The sequence below is a fragment of the Flavobacterium hydrocarbonoxydans genome, assembly GCF_009789235.1.
GTDB lineage: Bacteria > Bacteroidota > Bacteroidia > Flavobacteriales > Flavobacteriaceae > Flavobacterium > Flavobacterium hydrocarbonoxydans.
In genome coordinates this window covers 76,591-95,314 of sequence record NZ_WSTB01000003.1, presented here as the reverse complement: position 1 = coordinate 95,314, position 18,724 = coordinate 76,591, and the positions used below count along the sequence as shown (strand labels likewise).

General features: G+C 33.9%; 17 protein-coding genes. 11 read left to right on the top strand and 6 right to left on the bottom strand.

Translation table 11 applies throughout. From position 1 onward, the window contains the following. Positions 1 to 44: 44 nt before the first annotated feature. Positions 45 to 2,147, bottom strand: a complete 2,103-nt coding sequence (gene recG, locus GON26_RS06445; RefSeq protein ID WP_160373922.1) for an ATP-dependent DNA helicase RecG — start codon at positions 2,145 to 2,147, stop codon at positions 45 to 47. 229 nt (positions 2,148 to 2,376) lie between these two features. Between recG and GON26_RS06440 the strand changes: the two genes are divergently transcribed. Both GON26_RS06440 and GON26_RS06435 read left to right on the top strand, forming a co-directional pair. Beyond that, on the top strand, positions 2,377 to 2,919 hold the full coding sequence (locus tag GON26_RS06440) for a DUF1697 domain-containing protein (RefSeq protein WP_160373921.1): 543 nt from the start codon (positions 2,377 to 2,379) through the stop codon (positions 2,917 to 2,919). Beyond that, the gene (locus GON26_RS06435; protein ID WP_160373920.1) at positions 2,919 to 3,311 is read left to right on the top strand and encodes a DUF4348 domain-containing protein; all 393 of its coding nucleotides are present in this window, start codon (positions 2,919 to 2,921) and stop codon (positions 3,309 to 3,311) included. Before GON26_RS06440 ends, GON26_RS06435 begins: the two co-directional genes overlap by 1 nt. A gap of 12 nt (positions 3,312 to 3,323) precedes the next feature. On the opposite strand, the gene GON26_RS06430 is transcribed toward GON26_RS06435, so the two are convergent. Next, positions 3,324 to 4,088 (bottom strand): Dph6-related ATP pyrophosphatase, encoded by a 765-nt coding sequence (locus tag GON26_RS06430; RefSeq protein ID WP_160374273.1) that lies wholly within the window; start codon positions 4,086 to 4,088, stop codon positions 3,324 to 3,326. 67 nt (positions 4,089 to 4,155) lie between these two features. On the opposite strand from GON26_RS06430, the gene GON26_RS06425 reads away from it, so the two are divergent. Both GON26_RS06425 and GON26_RS06420 read left to right on the top strand, forming a co-directional pair. Beyond that, positions 4,156 to 6,222, top strand: a complete 2,067-nt coding sequence (locus GON26_RS06425) for a M1 family metallopeptidase (protein WP_160373919.1) — start codon at positions 4,156 to 4,158, stop codon at positions 6,220 to 6,222. Positions 6,223 to 6,377: 155 nt separating this feature from the next. After that, a complete protein-coding gene (locus tag GON26_RS06420; RefSeq protein ID WP_160373918.1) occupies positions 6,378 to 7,277 on the top strand; it encodes a patatin-like phospholipase family protein in 900 nt (299 codons plus the stop codon). Positions 7,278 to 7,487: 210 nt separating this feature from the next. Here the strand turns inward: GON26_RS06420 and GON26_RS06415 are convergent, their stop codons facing one another. After that, on the bottom strand, positions 7,488 to 8,009 hold the full coding sequence (locus tag GON26_RS06415) for a DUF7935 family protein (RefSeq protein ID WP_160373917.1): 522 nt from the start codon (positions 8,007 to 8,009) through the stop codon (positions 7,488 to 7,490). A gap of 123 nt (positions 8,010 to 8,132) precedes the next feature. On the opposite strand from GON26_RS06415, the gene GON26_RS06410 reads away from it, so the two are divergent. The 4 genes from GON26_RS06410 (at position 8,133) to GON26_RS06395 (ending at position 13,004) form a co-directional block, all read left to right on the top strand. After that, entirely contained in the window at positions 8,133 to 8,900 is a 768-nt protein-coding gene (locus GON26_RS06410) for a sulfite exporter TauE/SafE family protein (protein ID WP_160373916.1), read from the top strand. Positions 8,901 to 9,119: 219 nt separating this feature from the next. Next, complete coding sequence (locus GON26_RS06405; RefSeq protein WP_160373915.1) at positions 9,120 to 9,419, top strand: hypothetical protein; 300 nt, start codon at positions 9,120 to 9,122, stop codon at positions 9,417 to 9,419. Between the two features lie 541 nt (positions 9,420 to 9,960). Beyond that, on the top strand, positions 9,961 to 12,297 hold the full coding sequence (locus GON26_RS06400; protein ID WP_160373914.1) for an ATP-dependent helicase: 2,337 nt from the start codon (positions 9,961 to 9,963) through the stop codon (positions 12,295 to 12,297). A gap of 86 nt (positions 12,298 to 12,383) precedes the next feature. Beyond that, the gene (locus GON26_RS06395; protein ID WP_160373913.1) at positions 12,384 to 13,004 is read left to right on the top strand and encodes an L-threonylcarbamoyladenylate synthase; all 621 of its coding nucleotides are present in this window, start codon (positions 12,384 to 12,386) and stop codon (positions 13,002 to 13,004) included. Between the two features lie 185 nt (positions 13,005 to 13,189). Here GON26_RS06395 and GON26_RS06390 read toward each other — a convergent pair whose 3' ends face one another. From GON26_RS06390 to GON26_RS06380, 3 genes are read right to left on the bottom strand one after another with little or no spacing between them, the layout of a single operon-like run. After that, on the bottom strand, positions 13,190 to 14,023 hold the full coding sequence (locus GON26_RS06390) for an OmpA/MotB family protein (RefSeq protein ID WP_160373912.1): 834 nt from the start codon (positions 14,021 to 14,023) through the stop codon (positions 13,190 to 13,192). A gap of 34 nt (positions 14,024 to 14,057) precedes the next feature. Then, positions 14,058 to 15,077: a glycosyltransferase family 2 protein gene (locus GON26_RS06385; protein WP_160373911.1), complete on the bottom strand. Its 1,020-nt coding sequence runs from the start codon at positions 15,075 to 15,077 to the stop codon at positions 14,058 to 14,060. A gap of 16 nt (positions 15,078 to 15,093) precedes the next feature. Next, positions 15,094 to 15,546, bottom strand: a complete 453-nt coding sequence (locus GON26_RS06380) for a type I restriction enzyme HsdR N-terminal domain-containing protein (RefSeq protein WP_160373910.1) — start codon at positions 15,544 to 15,546, stop codon at positions 15,094 to 15,096. Between the two features lie 80 nt (positions 15,547 to 15,626). Here GON26_RS06380 and holA point away from each other — a divergent pair, with 80 nt between their 5' ends. The 3 genes from holA to ettA all read left to right on the top strand — a co-directional run bounded on the left by holA (position 15,627) and on the right by ettA (position 18,631). Then, a complete protein-coding gene (holA, locus tag GON26_RS06375) occupies positions 15,627 to 16,631 on the top strand; it encodes a DNA polymerase III subunit delta (protein WP_160373909.1) in 1,005 nt (334 codons plus the stop codon). A gap of 71 nt (positions 16,632 to 16,702) precedes the next feature. Further along, positions 16,703 to 16,879: a CAL67264 family membrane protein gene (locus GON26_RS06370; RefSeq protein WP_202110841.1), complete on the top strand. Its 177-nt coding sequence runs from the start codon at positions 16,703 to 16,705 to the stop codon at positions 16,877 to 16,879. Between the two features lie 60 nt (positions 16,880 to 16,939). After that, a complete protein-coding gene (gene ettA / locus GON26_RS06365) occupies positions 16,940 to 18,631 on the top strand; it encodes an energy-dependent translational throttle protein EttA (RefSeq protein WP_160373907.1) in 1,692 nt (563 codons plus the stop codon). Positions 18,632 to 18,724: the final 93 nt, after the last annotated feature.

Sequence of the window (18,724 nt, the reverse complement as noted above, 5' to 3'; positions counted from 1 at the left end):
TTAAAAAAAACTTAGAACCTTAGAGGCTTTGCGACTCAGAATGTTTACGAAATATAATTCCAAATATTTTTTTTCTTCGTCAATTCAATAAAAACAGCTTTTAATACAGCGTGTTCCGGTTTTTGAAGAGGAGCGTCTTCTTTCAGGATTTTCATGGCATAGTTTCTGGCTAAAGCCAAAATATCACGGTCACGAACAATATCTGCAATTTGAAGGTTTAAAACACCGCTTTGCTGAGTTCCCATCAAATCGCCGGGACCACGAAGTTTCAGGTCAACTTCGGCAATTTCGAAACCATCATTGGTTTGTACCATCGTTTCCATCCGTGTTTTACTGTCGCTTGATAATTTGTGGCTCGTCATCAAAATACAATAACTTTGCTCGGCACCACGACCCACACGACCACGTAACTGATGCAATTGAGATAATCCAAAACGTTCCGCACTTTCGATAATCATAACACTCGCATTCGGAACATTTACACCAACTTCGATTACCGTTGTAGCCACCATAATATTGGTTTTTCCTTCTGAAAAGCGTTTCATTTCAGCATCTTTATCGGCGGGTTTCATTTTTCCGTGCAAAATCGAAATCGAATATTGAGGCAGTGGGAAATCTCTGGAAATACTTTCGTAACCATCCATCAAATCCTTGAAATCCATCTTTTCAGATTCCTGAATCAGCGGATATACAATATAAATTTGTCTTCCTTTGGCAATTTCATCACGCAGGAATTTCCAGACTTTCAAACGATTACTATCAAATCTATGCACGGTTTGAATAGGTTTTCTTCCAGGCGGCAATTCATCAATCACAGAAATATCCAAATCGCCGTATAAACTCATTGCCAGCGTTCTCGGAATAGGAGTGGCGGTCATCACCAAAACGTGTGGCGGAATCTCGTTTTTCTTCCACAATTTAGAACGCTGCTCCACACCAAAACGATGCTGCTCATCAATTACGGCCAAACCTAAATTCTGGAATTTTACTTTGTCTTCTAAGAGAGCGTGTGTACCAATTAAGATTTGCAAAGAACCATTTTCGAGTTCTTCGTGAAGTATTTTTCTGGCTGCAGTTTTGGTTGAGCCAGTCAATATTTTGATGTTGATATTTAGTGTTTTTGCTAATTCTGATAAACCAATAAAATGCTGATTGGCTAAGATTTCAGTAGGTGCCATCAAACACGCCTGAAAGCCATTATCAATTGCCAGAAGCATACTCAAAAAAGCCACAATGGTTTTTCCGGACCCCACATCTCCCTGTAACAGTCGGTTCATTTGGGCATTGCTCCCCATGTCTGAACGAATTTCTTTTACAACACGTTTTTGTGCATTGGTCAAATCAAAAGGAAGATGATTTTGATAAAATTCATTAAAAAATTCCCCCACTTTGGTAAACGGATGGCCTTTTATTTTATGTTTTCGAATTAAGTTTTTTGTGATTAATTGCAGTTGAATAAAGAACAATTCTTCAAATTTTAATAGGAATTGCGCTTTCGCCAAAGCCTCGGTACTTTTTGGAAAATGAATGTTGAATAAAGCTGCTTTTTTCGAAATCAACTTTAATTCCTCAATCAAATAAGGCGGAAAAGTTTCGGTAAACAAAGCTTGTGTTTCGATAAACAATTGTTCCATCAGCTTGTTAATCGTCCGGTTCGAAATGCCTCGATTTGCCAAAGTTTCTGTTGATGGGTAAACAGGCTGCATGGCCGAACGAAGGCTTTTTTCGTGTTCTGATAAAAGTTCAATTTCAGGGTGCGCCATACTAAACTGGCTTCCGTATAAGGAACATTTTCCAAAAATCACACAAACTTCATTCAGTTTCAAACTCTCCCGAATCCATTTATGTCCCTGAAACCAGTTCAGGTCTATTTGCCCTGTATCATCCACGAAAGTGGCGACCAAACGCTTTTTGTTTTTAGCAAATTCAACTGTTTTTATATTGATGATTTTGCCAATAATCTGCACTTCTGCACCTGTATTCTGAAGTTCGTTTATTTTATAATAACGTGTTCTGTCAATATATCTATTCGGAAAAAAATTAACCAAATCGCCGTATTTATGAATTCCCAATTCCTTACGAAGCAGCTGACCACGACTGGGACCAACGCCTTTTAAGTATTCAATGGGAGTTTCAAGGAGATTCATTTAGGTAATTTTAGATTTTAGAGTTTAGATTTTAGAGTTTAGATTTTTTTGATTGACTTTTGTAATTGATATTGCAATTGATTTTTGTAATTGATATTGATATTGCAATTGATTTTTGATATTGCCATTGATATGAAAGGCGAAGATAGATTTTAATTAGGAAATTTGAAAATCAGACGATTTGAAGTTTATAAAATAATATCTTTGGAGAATTAAATTTTTTATAGCAATGACAACTCACTTAGCACTTTTACGCGGCATAAACGTTTCAGGCCACAACATGATAAAAATGGATGCTCTGAAAAACATGTTGGAAAATATTGGTTTTCAAAATGTAAGAACCTATATTCAATCCGGAAATGTGTTTGTGGATACTGAGGAAGAAAGCGCTTCGAAAGTGGGTTTTATGATCAAACAGGAAATTTTTAAAGTCTTTGGTCATGATGTTCCTGCGGTGGTAATTTCGAAAGAAGATTTAGAATTGTGTTTTAAAAACAGTCCTTTTTTGAAAGAAAAAGATGTTGATGCGAAGAGATTATACGTGGCTTTTGTTTCAATTTCATTAAAAAAAGAAAATATAAATGATTTGAAAGTAAGTCAGTTTAAGCCGGATGAAGCGAGTATTGACGGTAACAGAATTTTTATAAAATACGCTGTTGGCGCAGGAAAAACCAGATTCGACCAAAAATATATCGAGAAAAAACTTAATGTTACCGCGACCATCAGAAACTGGAATACGGTTACCAATCTCTTAAATATGTATGCTGAATAATGAAGAAATTTTTATTAATTTTTGTAATGGTTTTTGCCCATTGCATTGTAGCTCAAAACAAATCGGCGGGTTCGGAAGAATTTAACTCCTTTTTTAAAAAATTTAATGCAGATAAGAGTTTTCAGATGAGCAGAATAAAGTTTCCGCTCACCGTAAAATTAAATAATGATGATTATGAACTAGTAGATTATAGTATTGCAAAGAGCGATTATATAATCCTTAACCTTAATAAAAGTAAAGAAGAGCGGGATTATACTCAAAAAACAATTTTAAAAAGCAATTCGGTTATTATTGAACAACGCGGAATAAATAATGGGATTTATGTCGATTATATTTTTGAAAAAAGAAAGGGTTTATGGTTCTTAAAAACCTGGATAGATTCATCTACGTAATCTCTTTTTTTATTAAATCAAATCACAATACCAAAATCCAAAATCAAAAGCATCTGATGCACTCGTATCGCAAGCTGTATCTGATGAATCTTCTTTTTCAGGTTTTTCGTATTTGCGATACACGATTTCACCGATTTCAAAATTTATCGGCTTTGAGAAAATGGGTCCATCATAACAAAATGTATGAAACTCACCATTTTCGCCACAGACATCTACATTTTCTGGTAAATCATTTATAAAATCCTGATCGATAATTCGGCCTACAAAACTTTTGTCCAAATAACGTTCGTTTACACAAACTACAACGGTTTTAAAACCTAAACGGATAAATTCCTGAATCAAATCTTTGGTCGGAATTTTCCAAATCGGAAAAACACCTTCAAAACCCATTTCTGCCAATTTATCTTCACGGTATTTTCGTAAATCTTCCAGGAAAATATCTCCAAAAACGGAATGTGTAATGCCTTCATTTTTCAGTTCGGTCAAAGTTTTGGTCATTACCTCTTCGTAAACTTCCATGGTTGGCATTTCGGGAATTTGCATAATTTTGAGTGGTAAACCAATACTTTTTGCTTGTGCTTCAAGCAATTCAACACGAACACCGTGCATCGAAATACGCTGGTATTTCTCGTTGACACTTGTTAGTAAATATTCGATTTTAAAATCAGGATTTTGTAGAATTTTATACAAAGCAAGAGCAGAATCTTTTCCGCTGCTCCAGTTAAATAAGGCTTTTTTGGGTGCTGACACGATGTTGTAATTTTGTGATGTAAACATACAAATTTCATACGAATTGTTGGGGAAAGGTTTGTAACTTTGGAAAATTGGCACTAATTTTTTTTCCATGAAATACATCTTTCTCTTTTTTACCAGCTTCGTTTTTGCACAACAAACCCAATTTGTCGATTTTAAATCGGTTTCGGGGCAATTGAAAATTAATGCCAAAGAAAAATCAGTTTCAGGAATTTTAGATTATGATTTTGAGGTTCTTAAACCGATTGACACCATCAAAATAGATGCTAAAAACATGGAATTTACCAATGTAAAAATCGATGCTGAAACCGTAAATTTTGTTAATACTGGAAAACAACTACAAATCATTTCTTCTTTCGAAAAGGGGAAAAAAAAATTGACTTTTGAATATTCGGTAAAACCAAAACAAGCTTTGTATTTTGTGGCAATAGAAAATGATGATGTGCAAATCTGGACGCAGGGGCAGGGCAGATACACCAGCAATTGGTTCCCCAGTTTTGATGATGTCAATGAAAAATTGGTTTTTAATCTAGGAATCTCTTTCGATAAAAATTATCAGGTTGTTTCGAACGGAATTTTAAAAGCAAAAACTAAAACTGACAATCAGATTCACTGGCAATACAAGATGGAAAAGCCCATGAGCTCTTATTTACTGATGCTTGCCGTTGGGAAATATGATAAAAAAGAATTCAGATCCAAATCTAAAATTCCTTTAGAATATTATATCGAAAACAAAGATTTAAGTCGTTTTGAACCCACATATCGTTATTCGAAACGCATTTTTGATTTCCTCGAAAAAGAAATTGGTATAAAATATCCTTGGAAAATCAACAGACAAATTCCGGTTCGTGACTTTTTGTACGCTGGAATGGAAAACACAACTTCGACGCTTTTTGCGACACGATATGTGATAGATTCTACTGGTTTTGTCGATCGAAATTACACCAATGTCGATGCTCACGAATTGGCACATCACTGGTTTGGCGATTTGATAACCGCCGAAAGCAGTACGCATCATTGGCTTCAGGAAGGTTTTGCAACGTATTATGCAGCCTTGGCCGAAAGAGAAATTTACGGTGAGGATTATTTTTATTCCAAATTATACGAAACAGCGCAACAGATAAAATTTGCTTCCAGAACCGATACAATTCCCGTATTGAATGCTAAGGCAAGTTCGCTTACTTTTTATGAAAAAGGTGCCTGGGCATTGTTCGTTTTACACGAATCTATTGGCGATAAAGCTTTCAAAAAAGGCATTAAAAATTATCTGAAAAAATATGCTTATCAAAACGTCAATACACCAAATTTCTTTGCTGAAATAAAAAAAGTGTCCGATTTTGATTTGGTTCAATTTCAGCAAACCTGGTTAGAATCTACCGTTTTTGATACGCCAACTGCGAATACTTTATTAAGTAAAAATAAGGCAATTCAGATTCGTCTGGAAGTTGACAAACTGAAAAAAACACCTTTATCCGAAAAAGAAGCGTTTTTAATGAAAACACTAAAATCGGATATTTATCATACAGTTAAAGTTGCTATCGTTGATCAGTTAGAAAACGAAAAATACGAAGCTAAAAAGCAACTTTTATTAGCTGCTTTACAAACGAATAATGTAGAGGTCCGTCAGGCAGTAGCGATTACAATGTCTAAAATTCCTGAGGATTTTAGATTGGATTATGAAACGTTATTAAACGATAAATCATACCAAACGCAAGAAATAGCATTGTTTTTCTTGTGGAAAAATTTCCCCGATCATCAGTTTGAATATTTGGATAAATCTAAAAACTGGATTGGTTTCAACGATTATAATTTAAGGACTTTATGGTTGTCTCTGGCCTTATCAACTCCAAATTATACGAGTAATTCAGAACCTTTGGTTAACGAATTAATTGCTTTTTCTTCTACAAAATTCGAAGCAACAACCCGACAAAATGCTTTGGAAAAACTGATTGGTTTTAAAATTATCAACGATCAGGTTTTGAGCAATTTAGTTAATGCGACAACGCATCATATGTGGCAATTTTCTAAATTCGGAAGAGATACAATCAGAATTTTGTTAAAAAATAATGAAATGCGTGCTTCATTTGAAAGAATTTTGACTAATTTGAACCCCGATGAACAATTTCAGTTGAATCGTTTATTAGCAGAGAAAATTTAGATGTTTTGTCGTCAGTTATGTGTTTTGAGTAATGAGTTGTGGATCTGAAATTAGGTTTTTATAAAAACCGAAAGCATTTAATTTAAGAAAAGTATAATTTTATAGGATGAGTTGAAAACGGAAAACTCATAACTCAAAACGCATAACAAAAAAATATGAGGGCATTGGTTATTTCTGGCGGTGGTAGTAAAGGTGCGTTCGCAGGAGGCGTAGCGCAATATCTTATCGAAGAAAAAAAACACGAATACGACTTATTTATAGGAACTTCGACTGGTAGTTTGCTGATTCCGCATTTGGCATTGGGGCACATCCGAAAAATTCATTCGGTGTACACTAATGTTACTATGGCTAGTATTTTTAATATTTGTCCTTTTGTTGTAAAAAATAAAGATGGAGTTGATATTGTGACTATCAATCACTTTAATGTTTTACGTCAGTTTTTTAAAGGAAAAAGAACTTTTGGCGAAAGCAAAGGTTTGCAGAAATACATCAAAAATAATTTTAGTTTATCGGATTTTAATAAACTAAAAAAACTCAATAATGATGTTGTAATTACCGTTACCAATTTTACCAAAAATGAGTCAGAATACAAATCAGTAAAAGATTGTACTTATGAAGAATTTTGTGATTGGTCCTGGATTTCCAGTAATTATGTTCCGTTTATGAGTTTGGTAACCAAGAATAATTACGAATACGGCGACGGAGGATTCTCAAGTTTAGTTCCCATTCGTGAAGCGATAAACCGTGGTGCCACAGAAATCGACGTTATTATTCTGGAAACTGAGGTGAATATGAATAAAACGGTGATTGGCAAAAACCCTTTTTCGCTGATGATTGATTTGTTTCGAATAGCACTCGATCAGGTTGAGAAACACGATATTGCTATAGGAAAACTGATGGCAAACAATAAGAATGTGAAACTTAACTTATACTACACACCAACTAAACTTACAGATAATGCACTTATTTTTAATAAAGAAGTAATGAAAGAATGGTGGGAACAAGGCTATGAATATGCTCAGAATAAGTCTGAAGTGATGAGTGATAATAGGTGATTTTAGATTTTAGATTGTATATTTTAGATTGTTGTAGTGGAATTTAAAAATTATAGCTTTTCGACAAAGTTTGTCATTCCGTTAGGAATCTCACAATGCTATGAATCTTTGAGTTTAGAGATTCCTTACGGAATGACAAACTTTGAGTACATTATAAATTTGTGTAACAAATTTATAATACTAGAAAATCTAAAATCTAAAATTACATTTCTACCACAATTCCGCAACTTCATTCTTAATATATCCCAAAGCTGCATTGCTAGGCGATTGTTTCTCTAATAAATCATTCAAGATTACTTCACGTAATTTATCACCGCTGTCAACACGATCGCTCATGGCTGCTTTACGAATGATTTGGATCGTCGAGTTTTTAGCCGTTGTTATGATGGTCCAACATTCATCAGACATATAAATTTGCTGTGTTAAGTTGTGCTCAAATTCCTGTTCGATTTGGTCAATTACAAAGTTGGCATAATCATTTTTTTCGTTTGAGATTGGCGCAATGCGAATCAATAATTTGGTCAAGTTAATGCGCTCTAAATATAACGTCATGCGTTCGTAAGCTTGCAAACGTATCGGTAAAGATTGTTTCTGATAGTCTCTATTTAATAAAAAAGCACGTTTTTTATCGTTGTTTTTGATGTGTAATTCAAAGAAGCTATAAGCTACAAATCCCGTAACAATGGCTGGTAACGTATAACTGGCTAATTCTATAATTCTTGTAAAATCCATTTGAGTAATTTTTAGACAAAAATATACTTTTTGATGAGAAAACAATCTTAAATTTTAGACAGAAGTCAAAATGGAATTCTATTTTTGTGACCAAATAACAAAACCTACTGATACCCAATAAAAATGGAAACCTACATTATAATTTTACTTTGTTTGGCTGCTTTTGCTGCAGGATTTATAGATGCGATTGTGGGTGGAGGCGGATTGATTCAGACACCGATGGGATTGATTTTGTTGCCAAATCTTCCTGTTTCTACCGTAATCGGTACTTTGAAAATTCCGGCCTTTACAGGAACTGCTTTTGCGGCTTTTCAGTACCTTAAGAATATAGTTATTCAATGGAAATTGTTGTTGATCATGATGTGCTTGGCCGTTCCTTCGGCATTTTTGGGTTCTACTTTATTGACAATAGTGAGTAATGATTTTATGAAACCGCTTTTGCTTGTGGTTTTGTCGTTGCTTTTTATTTATACCTATGCAAAGAAAAATTTTGGTCAACAGGTAGCCAAAGAGCATTCGGCCGCGACCCAAATAATGTATGCCGTTGTGATTAGTATCATTATTGGTTTTTATGATGGATTTATTGGTCCGGGAACTGGGAGTTTTTTTGTTGTCGCTTTTATTGCATTATTAGGGTTTGATTTTTTGCACGCTTCTGCGAATGCCAAAATGGTCAATCTGGCGACAAATTTTGGTTCGATTTGTTTGTTTGTGATAAAAGGGAAAATCATCTGGACAATTGCAATTCCGATGGCTGTCAGTAATGGACTTGGCGGCTGGCTTGGGGCGAAATTAGCAATCAATAAAGGAAATGGTTTTATTAGAATCTTCTTTTTGGTTGTGGTAATTGGTACTTTGATTCGGTTTGCTTATGATGTATTTTATAAGTAAAGTTGCTAAGTTACTAAGGTACTGAGATTCTAAGTTTTTTTGGATTGTGTTGAATTTGACGCGGATAAAACGGATTTTTCTTGGCTCTGAGTTCGTGTATTTCGATCTTCTAATTTTTGTTTGTTTAGAAAATAAATAAAAAGCATATTTTTTTAATACTTTTAATATCAAAATATTAGATTATATTTGTGTAATTATTGCAATAAAAAGTATCATATTATGATAGAAACAGTTGAGAATTACGAAAATTACGTTAATAGTTTGCCCGAATTGATAAGCAAGTCTTATTATAAAGCCGAGTTTTTTATGCAAAAATTAGGGTTGAAACATGCGACCTATTATAGGAAATTAAGACTAAAAAGCTTCACGACACAAGAAGTAAAGCAAATTACCGTTTTATTATATCCTGAGGAAATATTACTGCAGGAGTTTCAGAAAAGTGAAGAGGATATAAAAGCCGGAAGAACTATTGATTATTCTGATTTTAAAGAAAAACTAAGAACTAAGTATACTATCTAAACTTAACGGATTTTTTTTGTTGTCCCAAAACAAAATGACGTAAATAATTTGAGTTTCAATTTTATAAAATAAATATACTTCCTCTGTTATTAAAAACTTTCTGTAGTTAGTTTGCTTGTATCTGGATCCGATATGATTATTTACTTTAATGATATCAAGAATTGAAATAGTTTTTTTTGAAAACAAAACAGCTTTATTTTCTGAATATTTATTTATGATTTCGAAATATGATTTTTCTGCATTTGCTGTAACAACTATTCTCATTATTAATTTTTCAAAATGCAAATATAGAAATATTTTAAAATTAAAGATTTTTCTTTCAGTTTTTTCAAAAGAAGCCTTTTGTTTGTTTTCTAGCCCCGATTGAGGCGGTATCCTCGAAGTGAAACGGAGAGATAAAGCCGAAAGCGGGAACTTTGCCTGAAAAAATGCCTTTTGTTTGGCTTCAGAAAGATAAAAAACTTAGTCCCTTAGAACCTCAGAAACTTAGTAGCTTTTTAAATGTATAATTCATATTTTTGCATAAAAGGAGAACAATTTCATGCAGAAATATATAGACCAGCTCAACGAAGCGCAACGCGAACCCGTTTTACAAAAAGATGGGCCAATGATTATTATTGCGGGTGCAGGTTCGGGAAAAACACGTGTTTTAACGATTCGAATTGCTTATTTGATGGCGCAAGGCATCGACGCATTCAGTATTTTGTCGCTTACGTTTACCAATAAAGCGGCGCGAGAGATGAAACACCGAATTTCGGATATTGTGGGAGCGACGGAGGCGAAAAACCTTTGGATGGGAACTTTTCACTCGATTTTTGCCCGTATTTTGCGTTCAGAATCGGAATATTTGGGTTATCCATCCAACTTTACTATTTACGATTCGCAAGATTCACAACGACTAATCTCTTCGATTATTAAGGAGATGCAGCTGGATCGTGATATTTACAAACCAAAACAGATTTTAGGACGAATTTCGAGTTATAAAAACAGTCTGATTACCGTAAAAGCTTATTTTAATAATCCCGAATTGGTTGAAGCCGATGCAATGGCAAAAAAGCCTCGTTTGGGCGAAATTTATCAGCAATATGTAGAGCGCTGTTTTAAGGCAGGTGCAATGGATTTTGATGATTTATTATTGAAAACCAACGAATTGCTAACCCGTTTCCCGGAAGTTTTAGCCAAATATCAAAACCGTTTTAGGTATATTCTGGTGGATGAGTACCAGGATACCAATCACTCTCAGTATTTGATTGTAAGGGCTTTGTCTGATAAATTTCAGAATATTTGTGTGGTGGGTGATGATGCGCAGAGTATTTATGCTTTCCGAGGAGCCAATATTAATAATATCCTGAATTTTCAGAAAGATTACGAAGGGGTAAAGATGTTTCGTCTGGAACAAAATTATCGTTCAACACGAAATATTGTAGAAGCTGCCAATACGATCATTGATCATAATAAAACGAAATTAGACAAAATTGTCTGGACAGCAAACGATTTTGGACCAAAGATAAAAGTACACCGCAGTTTAACGGACGCCGAAGAAGGACGTTTTGTAGCGAGTACTATTTTTGAACAAAAAATGCAAAATCAGCTGCATAATGGTTCTTTTGCTATTTTATATCGTACCAACGCACAATCACGTGCCATGGAGGATGCTTTGAGAAAACGTGATATTCCGTATCGAATTTATGGTGGCTTATCTTTTTACCAACGTAAGGAAATCAAAGATGTTTTGTGTTATTTGCGTTTGGTCATTAATCCAAAAGATGAAGAAGCTTTGGTTCGTGTGATCAATTATCCGGCTCGTGGAATTGGTGATACAACGGTTGAGAAATTGACAATTGCTGCCAATCATTACAAGCGTTCGATTTGGGAAGTAATGGTGAACATTGATAAAATCGATTTGAAACTTAACTCGGGAACAAAGAACAAAATAAATGATTTTGTAACGATGATTCAAAGTTTTCAGGTTATCGACCAAAACCAGGATGCTTTTTATATCACGGATTATGTTGCCAAAAAAACCGGTTTGGTTCAGGAATTAAAGAAAGATGCTACTCCGGAAGGAATGGCGAAGATTCAGAATATTGAAGAACTTTTAAACGGTTTAAAAGATTTTACCGAAGGGCAAAAAGAAATTGATGGAGCAAGAGGAGCTTTGTCTGAATTTATGGAAGATGTGGCTTTGGCTACAGATTTGGATAAAGATACAAGTGATGAAGACAGAGTGGCTTTGATGACGATTCATTTAGCCAAAGGATTGGAATTTCCTCATGTTTTTGTTGTCGGAATGGAGGAAGATTTGTTTCCGAGTGCCATGAGTATGAGTACCAGAAGTGAATTGGAAGAAGAACGTCGTTTATTTTACGTAGCTTTAACACGTGCTGAACACCAGGCTTATCTGACGTATGCACAATCGCGTTACCGTTGGGGAAAACTGACAGACAGTGAACCTTCTCGTTTTATTGAAGAAATTGATGGGCAATATCTTGAATATTTAACACCATCTGAAAGTAACTATCGTTATAAATCGCCTATTGATGGGGATATTTTTGGTGATGTTGATAAGTCAAAATTAAGATTAGCAAAACCAGTAGGAGGAACGCCTCCAAAGCATATTACTGACAATGAACCAAAGCCAGATCTGAATATCAGAAAATTAAAGCCTGTAGCTGGTACAAATCCTAATGCAGCAGCTCCTAATTTATTTGATAGTAAACTAACGGCTGGAAATATTGTGATGCATGAACGTTTTGGAAAAGGTGAAGTTGTCAACCTCGAAGGTGTGGGAGCCGATAAAAAAGCAGAAATAAAATTTGAAGTGGGCGGAATTAAAAAGCTTTTGCTAAGATTTGCGAAACTGGATGTAATAGGTTAAAAAAAAGTTTCAGGTTTCAAGTTTAAAATTGCTGAATGGCAGAACTTGAAACCTGAAACAAAATAAACTTTAAACAAAAAATATAAATGGCAGAATTTATTAAAATATATCCTGATAAGCCTAGTGAAGCAGCAATTGCGAAAGTGGTTAAAGTGCTTCAAAATGGAGGTTTGGTAATTTATCCTACCGATACTGTTTATGGTTTAGGCTGTGATATTACCAATTCGCGTGCTTTAGAAAAGATTGCGAAAATAAAAGGTGTGAAACTTGAAAAAGCTAACTTTTCGTTTATCTGTCACGATTTAAGTAATTTATCAGATTATGTCCGTCAGATTGATACAGCAACTTTTAAAATTTTGAAACGAGCTTTGCCAGGACCTTACACTTTTATTTTACCTGGGAATAATAATTTGCCTAAAGAGTTCAAAAAGAAAACTACTGTAGGGATTCGTGTTCCGGATAATGCTATTGTTTTAGAAATTGTTCGTCAGTTAGGAAATCCTATTGTTTCTACCTCAATTCGGGATGAAGATGATGTAATCGAATATACTACAGATCCGGAATTGATTTTTGAGAAATGGCAAAACCTTGTTGATCTGGTTATTGATGGAGGTTATGGAGATAATGTGGGTTCAACAATTATAGATTTATCTGAGCATGAACCAGTGATAGTCAGAGAAGGAAAAGGCGATATTGATATTTTGTAAAAAAATACTGAAATTGTGTAATTATTAAAAATAAATGATTAACTTTAATATCAGTTAAAATTTAGTTAGTTAATTAAAAATAATGCTATTCTTGATTTTTTTAATTAGTTATTTAAAAATTAAGAATGCAAAAAAGCAGGTCATATTGACCTGCTTTTTTTGTATTAGAAATAATTAATGAAAAATTATTTTTGTTGTTTTTTCATTTCTTTTTCAATCATATCATAGAACTGATCGATTTTTGGCATAACAACGATACGGGTTCTTCTGTTACGTGCTTTGTTATCTGGGGTGTCATTCTCTACCAATGGAACATAAGAACTTCTACCAGCTGCAATTAATTTAGCAGGATTAACTCCTAAATCATTTGTAAGTACACGAACGATAGATGTAGAACGTTTTACAGATAAATCCCAGTTGTCAAGTAAAACACCGTTGCTTCTGTAAGGTACGTTATCAGTATGACCTTCAACCATACATTCAAAATCAGGTTTGTCGTTTACTACTTTAGCAACTTTAGCTAAAACACCTTTTGCTTTATCAGTTACGTCATAGCTTCCGCTTTTGAATAATAATTTATCTGCAATAGAGATAAATACAACTCCTTTTTCAACATTGATTTCGATATCTGGATCAGAGATTCCAACTGAACTTTTTAAACTAGTTACCAAAGCCAATGTAACACTGTCTTTTTTAGTTAATGCATCCTGAAGTCTAGATATTTTTAAGTCTTTTTCTTTTAAGCTTTCTAATGATTTTTCAAGATTTGCAGCTCCTTTTGAAGTAAGCATAGTTAAATCTTTTGAACTATTTAAAAGATCCTGATTATGTTGTTTTAAGCCATCAACTGTTGCAGTCAAGCCAGCTTTTTCTTCCAGACAAGAATTTAGTTTTACAGTACAAGAATTTAGTAAATCTTGAGTTTCTTTGTTTTTAGCTTCTAAATCGGCATATTTCTTTTTCGAAACACACGATGTTAAGGCCATTAATACGGATAGAGCAATTACTACTTTTCTCATAGATAAAAAATTTAATTTAACGTTGATTACAAATTTAGTTTTTAATATTTTGATTACTGTTAAAGATTTCTTTAAAAACAGTCAATTTTTTAATATAATACAGGAAAACGATACTTTTTACACTATAGTATTGTCGCATTTGAAAATCTTTTCTCTTTTTCAGGTAAACCAATGATACACAGTAAAATGAAAAATGTGCGTGTAAAATAGCGATAGTATGTTTGAATTTTCCTTGTGTTAAAAATCTGACCCCGGCAATTCCATCCAAAATCATGCGGAAGAAAATTACAAAAAATAATCCTTTTTTAGGAAGATTTTTAACAAGCATTAATAATGAATTTCTAAAATTTAAATACGTTTTTTTAGGGTTTCCTTGTTGTAATGTAGCACCACCAACATGATAAACTACCGATTTTGAATTGTATTTAATAACCTGACCGTCATTTATCGCACGCCAGCATAAATCAATTTCTTCCTGATGTGCAAAAAACGATTCATCAAAACCACCTAATTCATGATAAATTTCACTTCTGATAAAAAAACAAGCTCCTGATGCCCAAAATATTTCACAATTATCATCATATTGACCATTATCTTTTTCTAAGGTATCAAAAATACGTCCACGACAGTAAGGATAGCCAAATTTATCAATAAAACCACCAGCTGCACCAGCGTATTCAAAGTATTCTTTATTTTTGAAATCTAAGATTTTGGGTTGGATTATGGCAGTGTGCTTTTCATTCTCAAAAGTTTCAATAATAGGCTGTAACCAGTTTTCAGTAACTTCAATATCCGAATTAACCAAAGCATAGATTTCAGCATCTACTTCTTTTAAAGCATCATTATATCCTTTTGCAAAGCCATGATTTCCTGAGTTTTGAATGATTTTTATACTTGGGAAATACTCTTTTATAAAGGCTGTCGAGTTGTCTGTTGAAGCATTATCTGCAACATATATAGTGGCTTCTGCCGAATATTGAATAACTGAAGGTAAAAATTGTTCTAACAATTTTACTCCATTCCAGTTTAAAATTACAACTGCTATTTTATCCAAAAGTATTTTTTTAAGGTTATTTTAAATTTTGATAATCGGGCAAGTCTCTTAAAAAATTATATTTTTCATTTTCAAAATCCATCTGACAGAAAAAATGCTGGAGACCGTTTGTGACATTCAAAAACCGTGCCTGCATTGTCATGTTGTAGCGGGCAATCTGATCAAAAGTAGCCTGCGAAATTTTAACTTCCGGTGCTTTACATTCTACCAATATATGTATAGAACCATCAGAATTGAAAACCACAACATCATATCTTTTTCTTAATCCGTTGACTTTTAGAACTTTTTCTACGTTGATAAGCGACTTAGGGTATTTTTTTTCATGGATTAAAAAATGAACCACATGCTGACGAACCCATTCTTCAGGTGTAAGAATGATAAATTTTTTCCTTATTTCATCAAAAATAGACACTTTATTTTCGCTATTTTTGAATCGAAAAGTATAAGAAGGAAAATTGAGTTGCTGCATTAGGCAAAAATATAAAATTAGTTTTAAGATTGTAGTTTTCAAATCTGAAATCTAAAATCTAAAATCTGCATTCAAAAGAAATGGACGAAGTTGTAAAAATTGTTAATGATATAAAAGGAGGAAACATCAAACCTATTTATTTTTTGATGGGAGAAGAACCTTATTATATTGACAAATTATCGGAATATATTGAGCAAAATATTCTTTCGGAGGAAGAAAAAGGATTTAACCAAACGGTTTTGTATGGTAGAGATGTTTCTGTAGAAGATATTGTATCAACGGCTAAGCGCTATCCGATGATGGCTGATCGTCAGGTGGTTATCGTAAAGGAAGCGCAGGATTTAGCGCGGACAATTGATAAAATAGAGTCGTACGTAAATAATCCGATGGAAACTACGGTTTTGGTTTTTTGTTACAAATATAAAACGCTTGATAAACGTAAAAAAGTAACCAAATTATTAGCACAGAACGGAGTGGTTTACGAAAGTAAAAAACTTTATGAAAACCAGGTTGGCGACTGGATTAAGCGTGTTTTGGCTGGAAAAAAATATACAATTGATCCTAAAGCAAATGCCATGTTGGTGGAGTTTTTGGGTACAGATTTAAGTAAAATTAATAATGAACTCGAAAAATTGCAGATTATCCTGCCGCAAGGAACGGTAATTACACCACAACATATCGAGGAAAATATTGGTTTTAGTAAAGATTATAATGTCTTTGAACTTCGAAAAGCAATTGGTGAACGCAATCAATTAAGAGCTTATAAAATAGCCGAAAATTTTGCTCATAATCCTAAAGAATATCCATTAGTAATGACAACTGGATTGGTTTTTGGTTTTTTTGTTCAAATATTAAAGTATCACGGACTTAAAGATAAAAATCCAAAAACAGCTGCTCCAATATTAGGAGTTAACCCCTTTTTTATGAAGGATTACGATGTGGCGCTAAAAAACTTTCCGATGAAAAAGGTCAGTCAAATTGTAGCAACTTTACGTGATATTGATGTAAAAAGTAAAGGAGTTGGCGCAAATGCTTTACCTCAATCAGATTTGTTAAAAGAAATGCTGTATAAAATTTTTAATTAAACCGTGAAAATTCACGATATTTGCACCTCAAATTAAATACCACATTAAATTAGAATTTTACAATTATGGGAATGAATAAAAATACCGTTTTAGGATGGGCAACTTTTATAATGATACTTATGGGATTGTTACTGATAGGTCTGGGAGTCTTTAGATATAGAGAAGTATCAGCCTGGGGATTTGCAGCTACAGGTGTTGGATTTCTTGCTAATGCCTGGGTTTTTAATGCTTTGAAAGGAAGAGTTTAACAAAATTCAATTGCAATATTTGATTCATAAATAAATAATAAAAATTAAAAGAATATATATATGTCAGACGATAAGAAAGTAATTTTCTCAATGCAGAAACTGAGCAAAACCTATCAGGGAGCAGATAAGCCAGTACTTAAAAATATTTATTTGAGTTTCTTTTACGGAGCTAAAATTGGTATTTTAGGTTTGAATGGTTCAGGAAAATCTTCTCTTTTAAAAATTATTGCAGGAGTTGATAAAAACTATCAGGGTGATGTAGTTTTTCAGCCAGGTTATACAGTGGGATATTTAGAACAAGAACCAATTTTGGATGATTCTAAAACAGTTATCGAAATTGTTCGTGAAGGTGCTGCTGAAACAATGGCAGTTTTAGAAGAATACAATCAAATCAATGATTTGTTTGGTCTTGAAGAAAACTATTCTGATCCTGACAAAATGGACAAGTTGATGGATCGCCAGGCGGCTTTGCAGGATAAAATCGATGCATTAGGAGCTTGGGAAATTGATACGAAACTAGAAATAGCAATGGATGCGTTACGTACGCCAGATGGTGATACGCCTATCAAAAACCTTTCTGGAGGTGAGCGTCGTCGTGTTGCATTATGTCGTTTGTTGTTGCAACAACCAGATGTTTTGCTTTTGGATGAGCCTACCAACCACTTAGATGCTGAGTCAGTACTTTGGTTAGAGCAACATTTAGCGCAATATGCAGGAACTGTAATCGCGGTAACGCACGATAGATATTTCCTGGATAATGTTGCGGGTTGGATTCTGGAGTTGGATAGAGGAGAGGGTATTCCTTGGAAAGGAAATTATTCTTCCTGGTTAGACCAAAAATCAAGCAGAATGGCTCTTGAAGAAAAAGTAGCTTCTAAACGTCGTAAAAACTTAGAGCGTGAGCTTGACTGGGTTCGTCAGGGAGCCAAAGGTCGTCAGACTAAACAAAAAGCACGTTTACAGAACTACGATAAATTATTAAACGAAGATCAAAAACAACTGGATGAAAATCTGGAAATCTATATCCCGAACGGTCCACGTTTAGGAACCAATGTTATCGAAGCCAAAAATGTAGCCAAAGCTTTTGGAGACAAATTGTTATATGATAATTTGAATTTTACTTTACCACAAGCCGGAATTGTTGGAATCATTGGGCCAAACGGTGCTGGTAAATCGACTATTTTCAAAATGATTATGGGCGAGCAGGCTACTGATAGTGGAGAATTTTCTGTTGGTGAAACCGTAAAAATCGCTTACGTAGATCAGTCACACTCTAATATTGACCCTAATAAATCTATTTGGGAAAATTTTGCCGATGGTCAGGAATTGATTATGATGGGCGGAAAACAAGTAAACTCAAGAGCTTATTTATCGCGTTTCAATTTTGGTGGAGGCGAGCAAAACAAAAAAGTATCTATGCTTTCTGGTGGTGAGCGTAACCGTTTGCACCTGGCAATGACTTTGAAAGAAGAAGGAAACGTACTTTTATTAGATGAGCCAACGAACGATTTGGATGTAAATACACTTCGTGCACTAGAAGAAGGTTTGGAAAATTTTGCTGGTTGTGCCGTAGTAATTTCGCATGACAGATGGTTCTTAGATAGAATTTGTACGCACATTCTAGCTTTCGAAGGAGATTCTGAAGTATATTATTTTGAAGGTGGTTTCTCTGATTACGAAGAAAACAAAAAGAAACGTTTAGGTGGAGATTTAACTCCAAAACGTCTGAAATACAAAAAGTTAATTAGATAATATCTTAATAAACTTCAATTTTTAAAAATCCCAAATTCCAAATTGTAATAGATTTGAAATTTGGGATTTTTTTGTTTTTGGTCATTTCTGTAA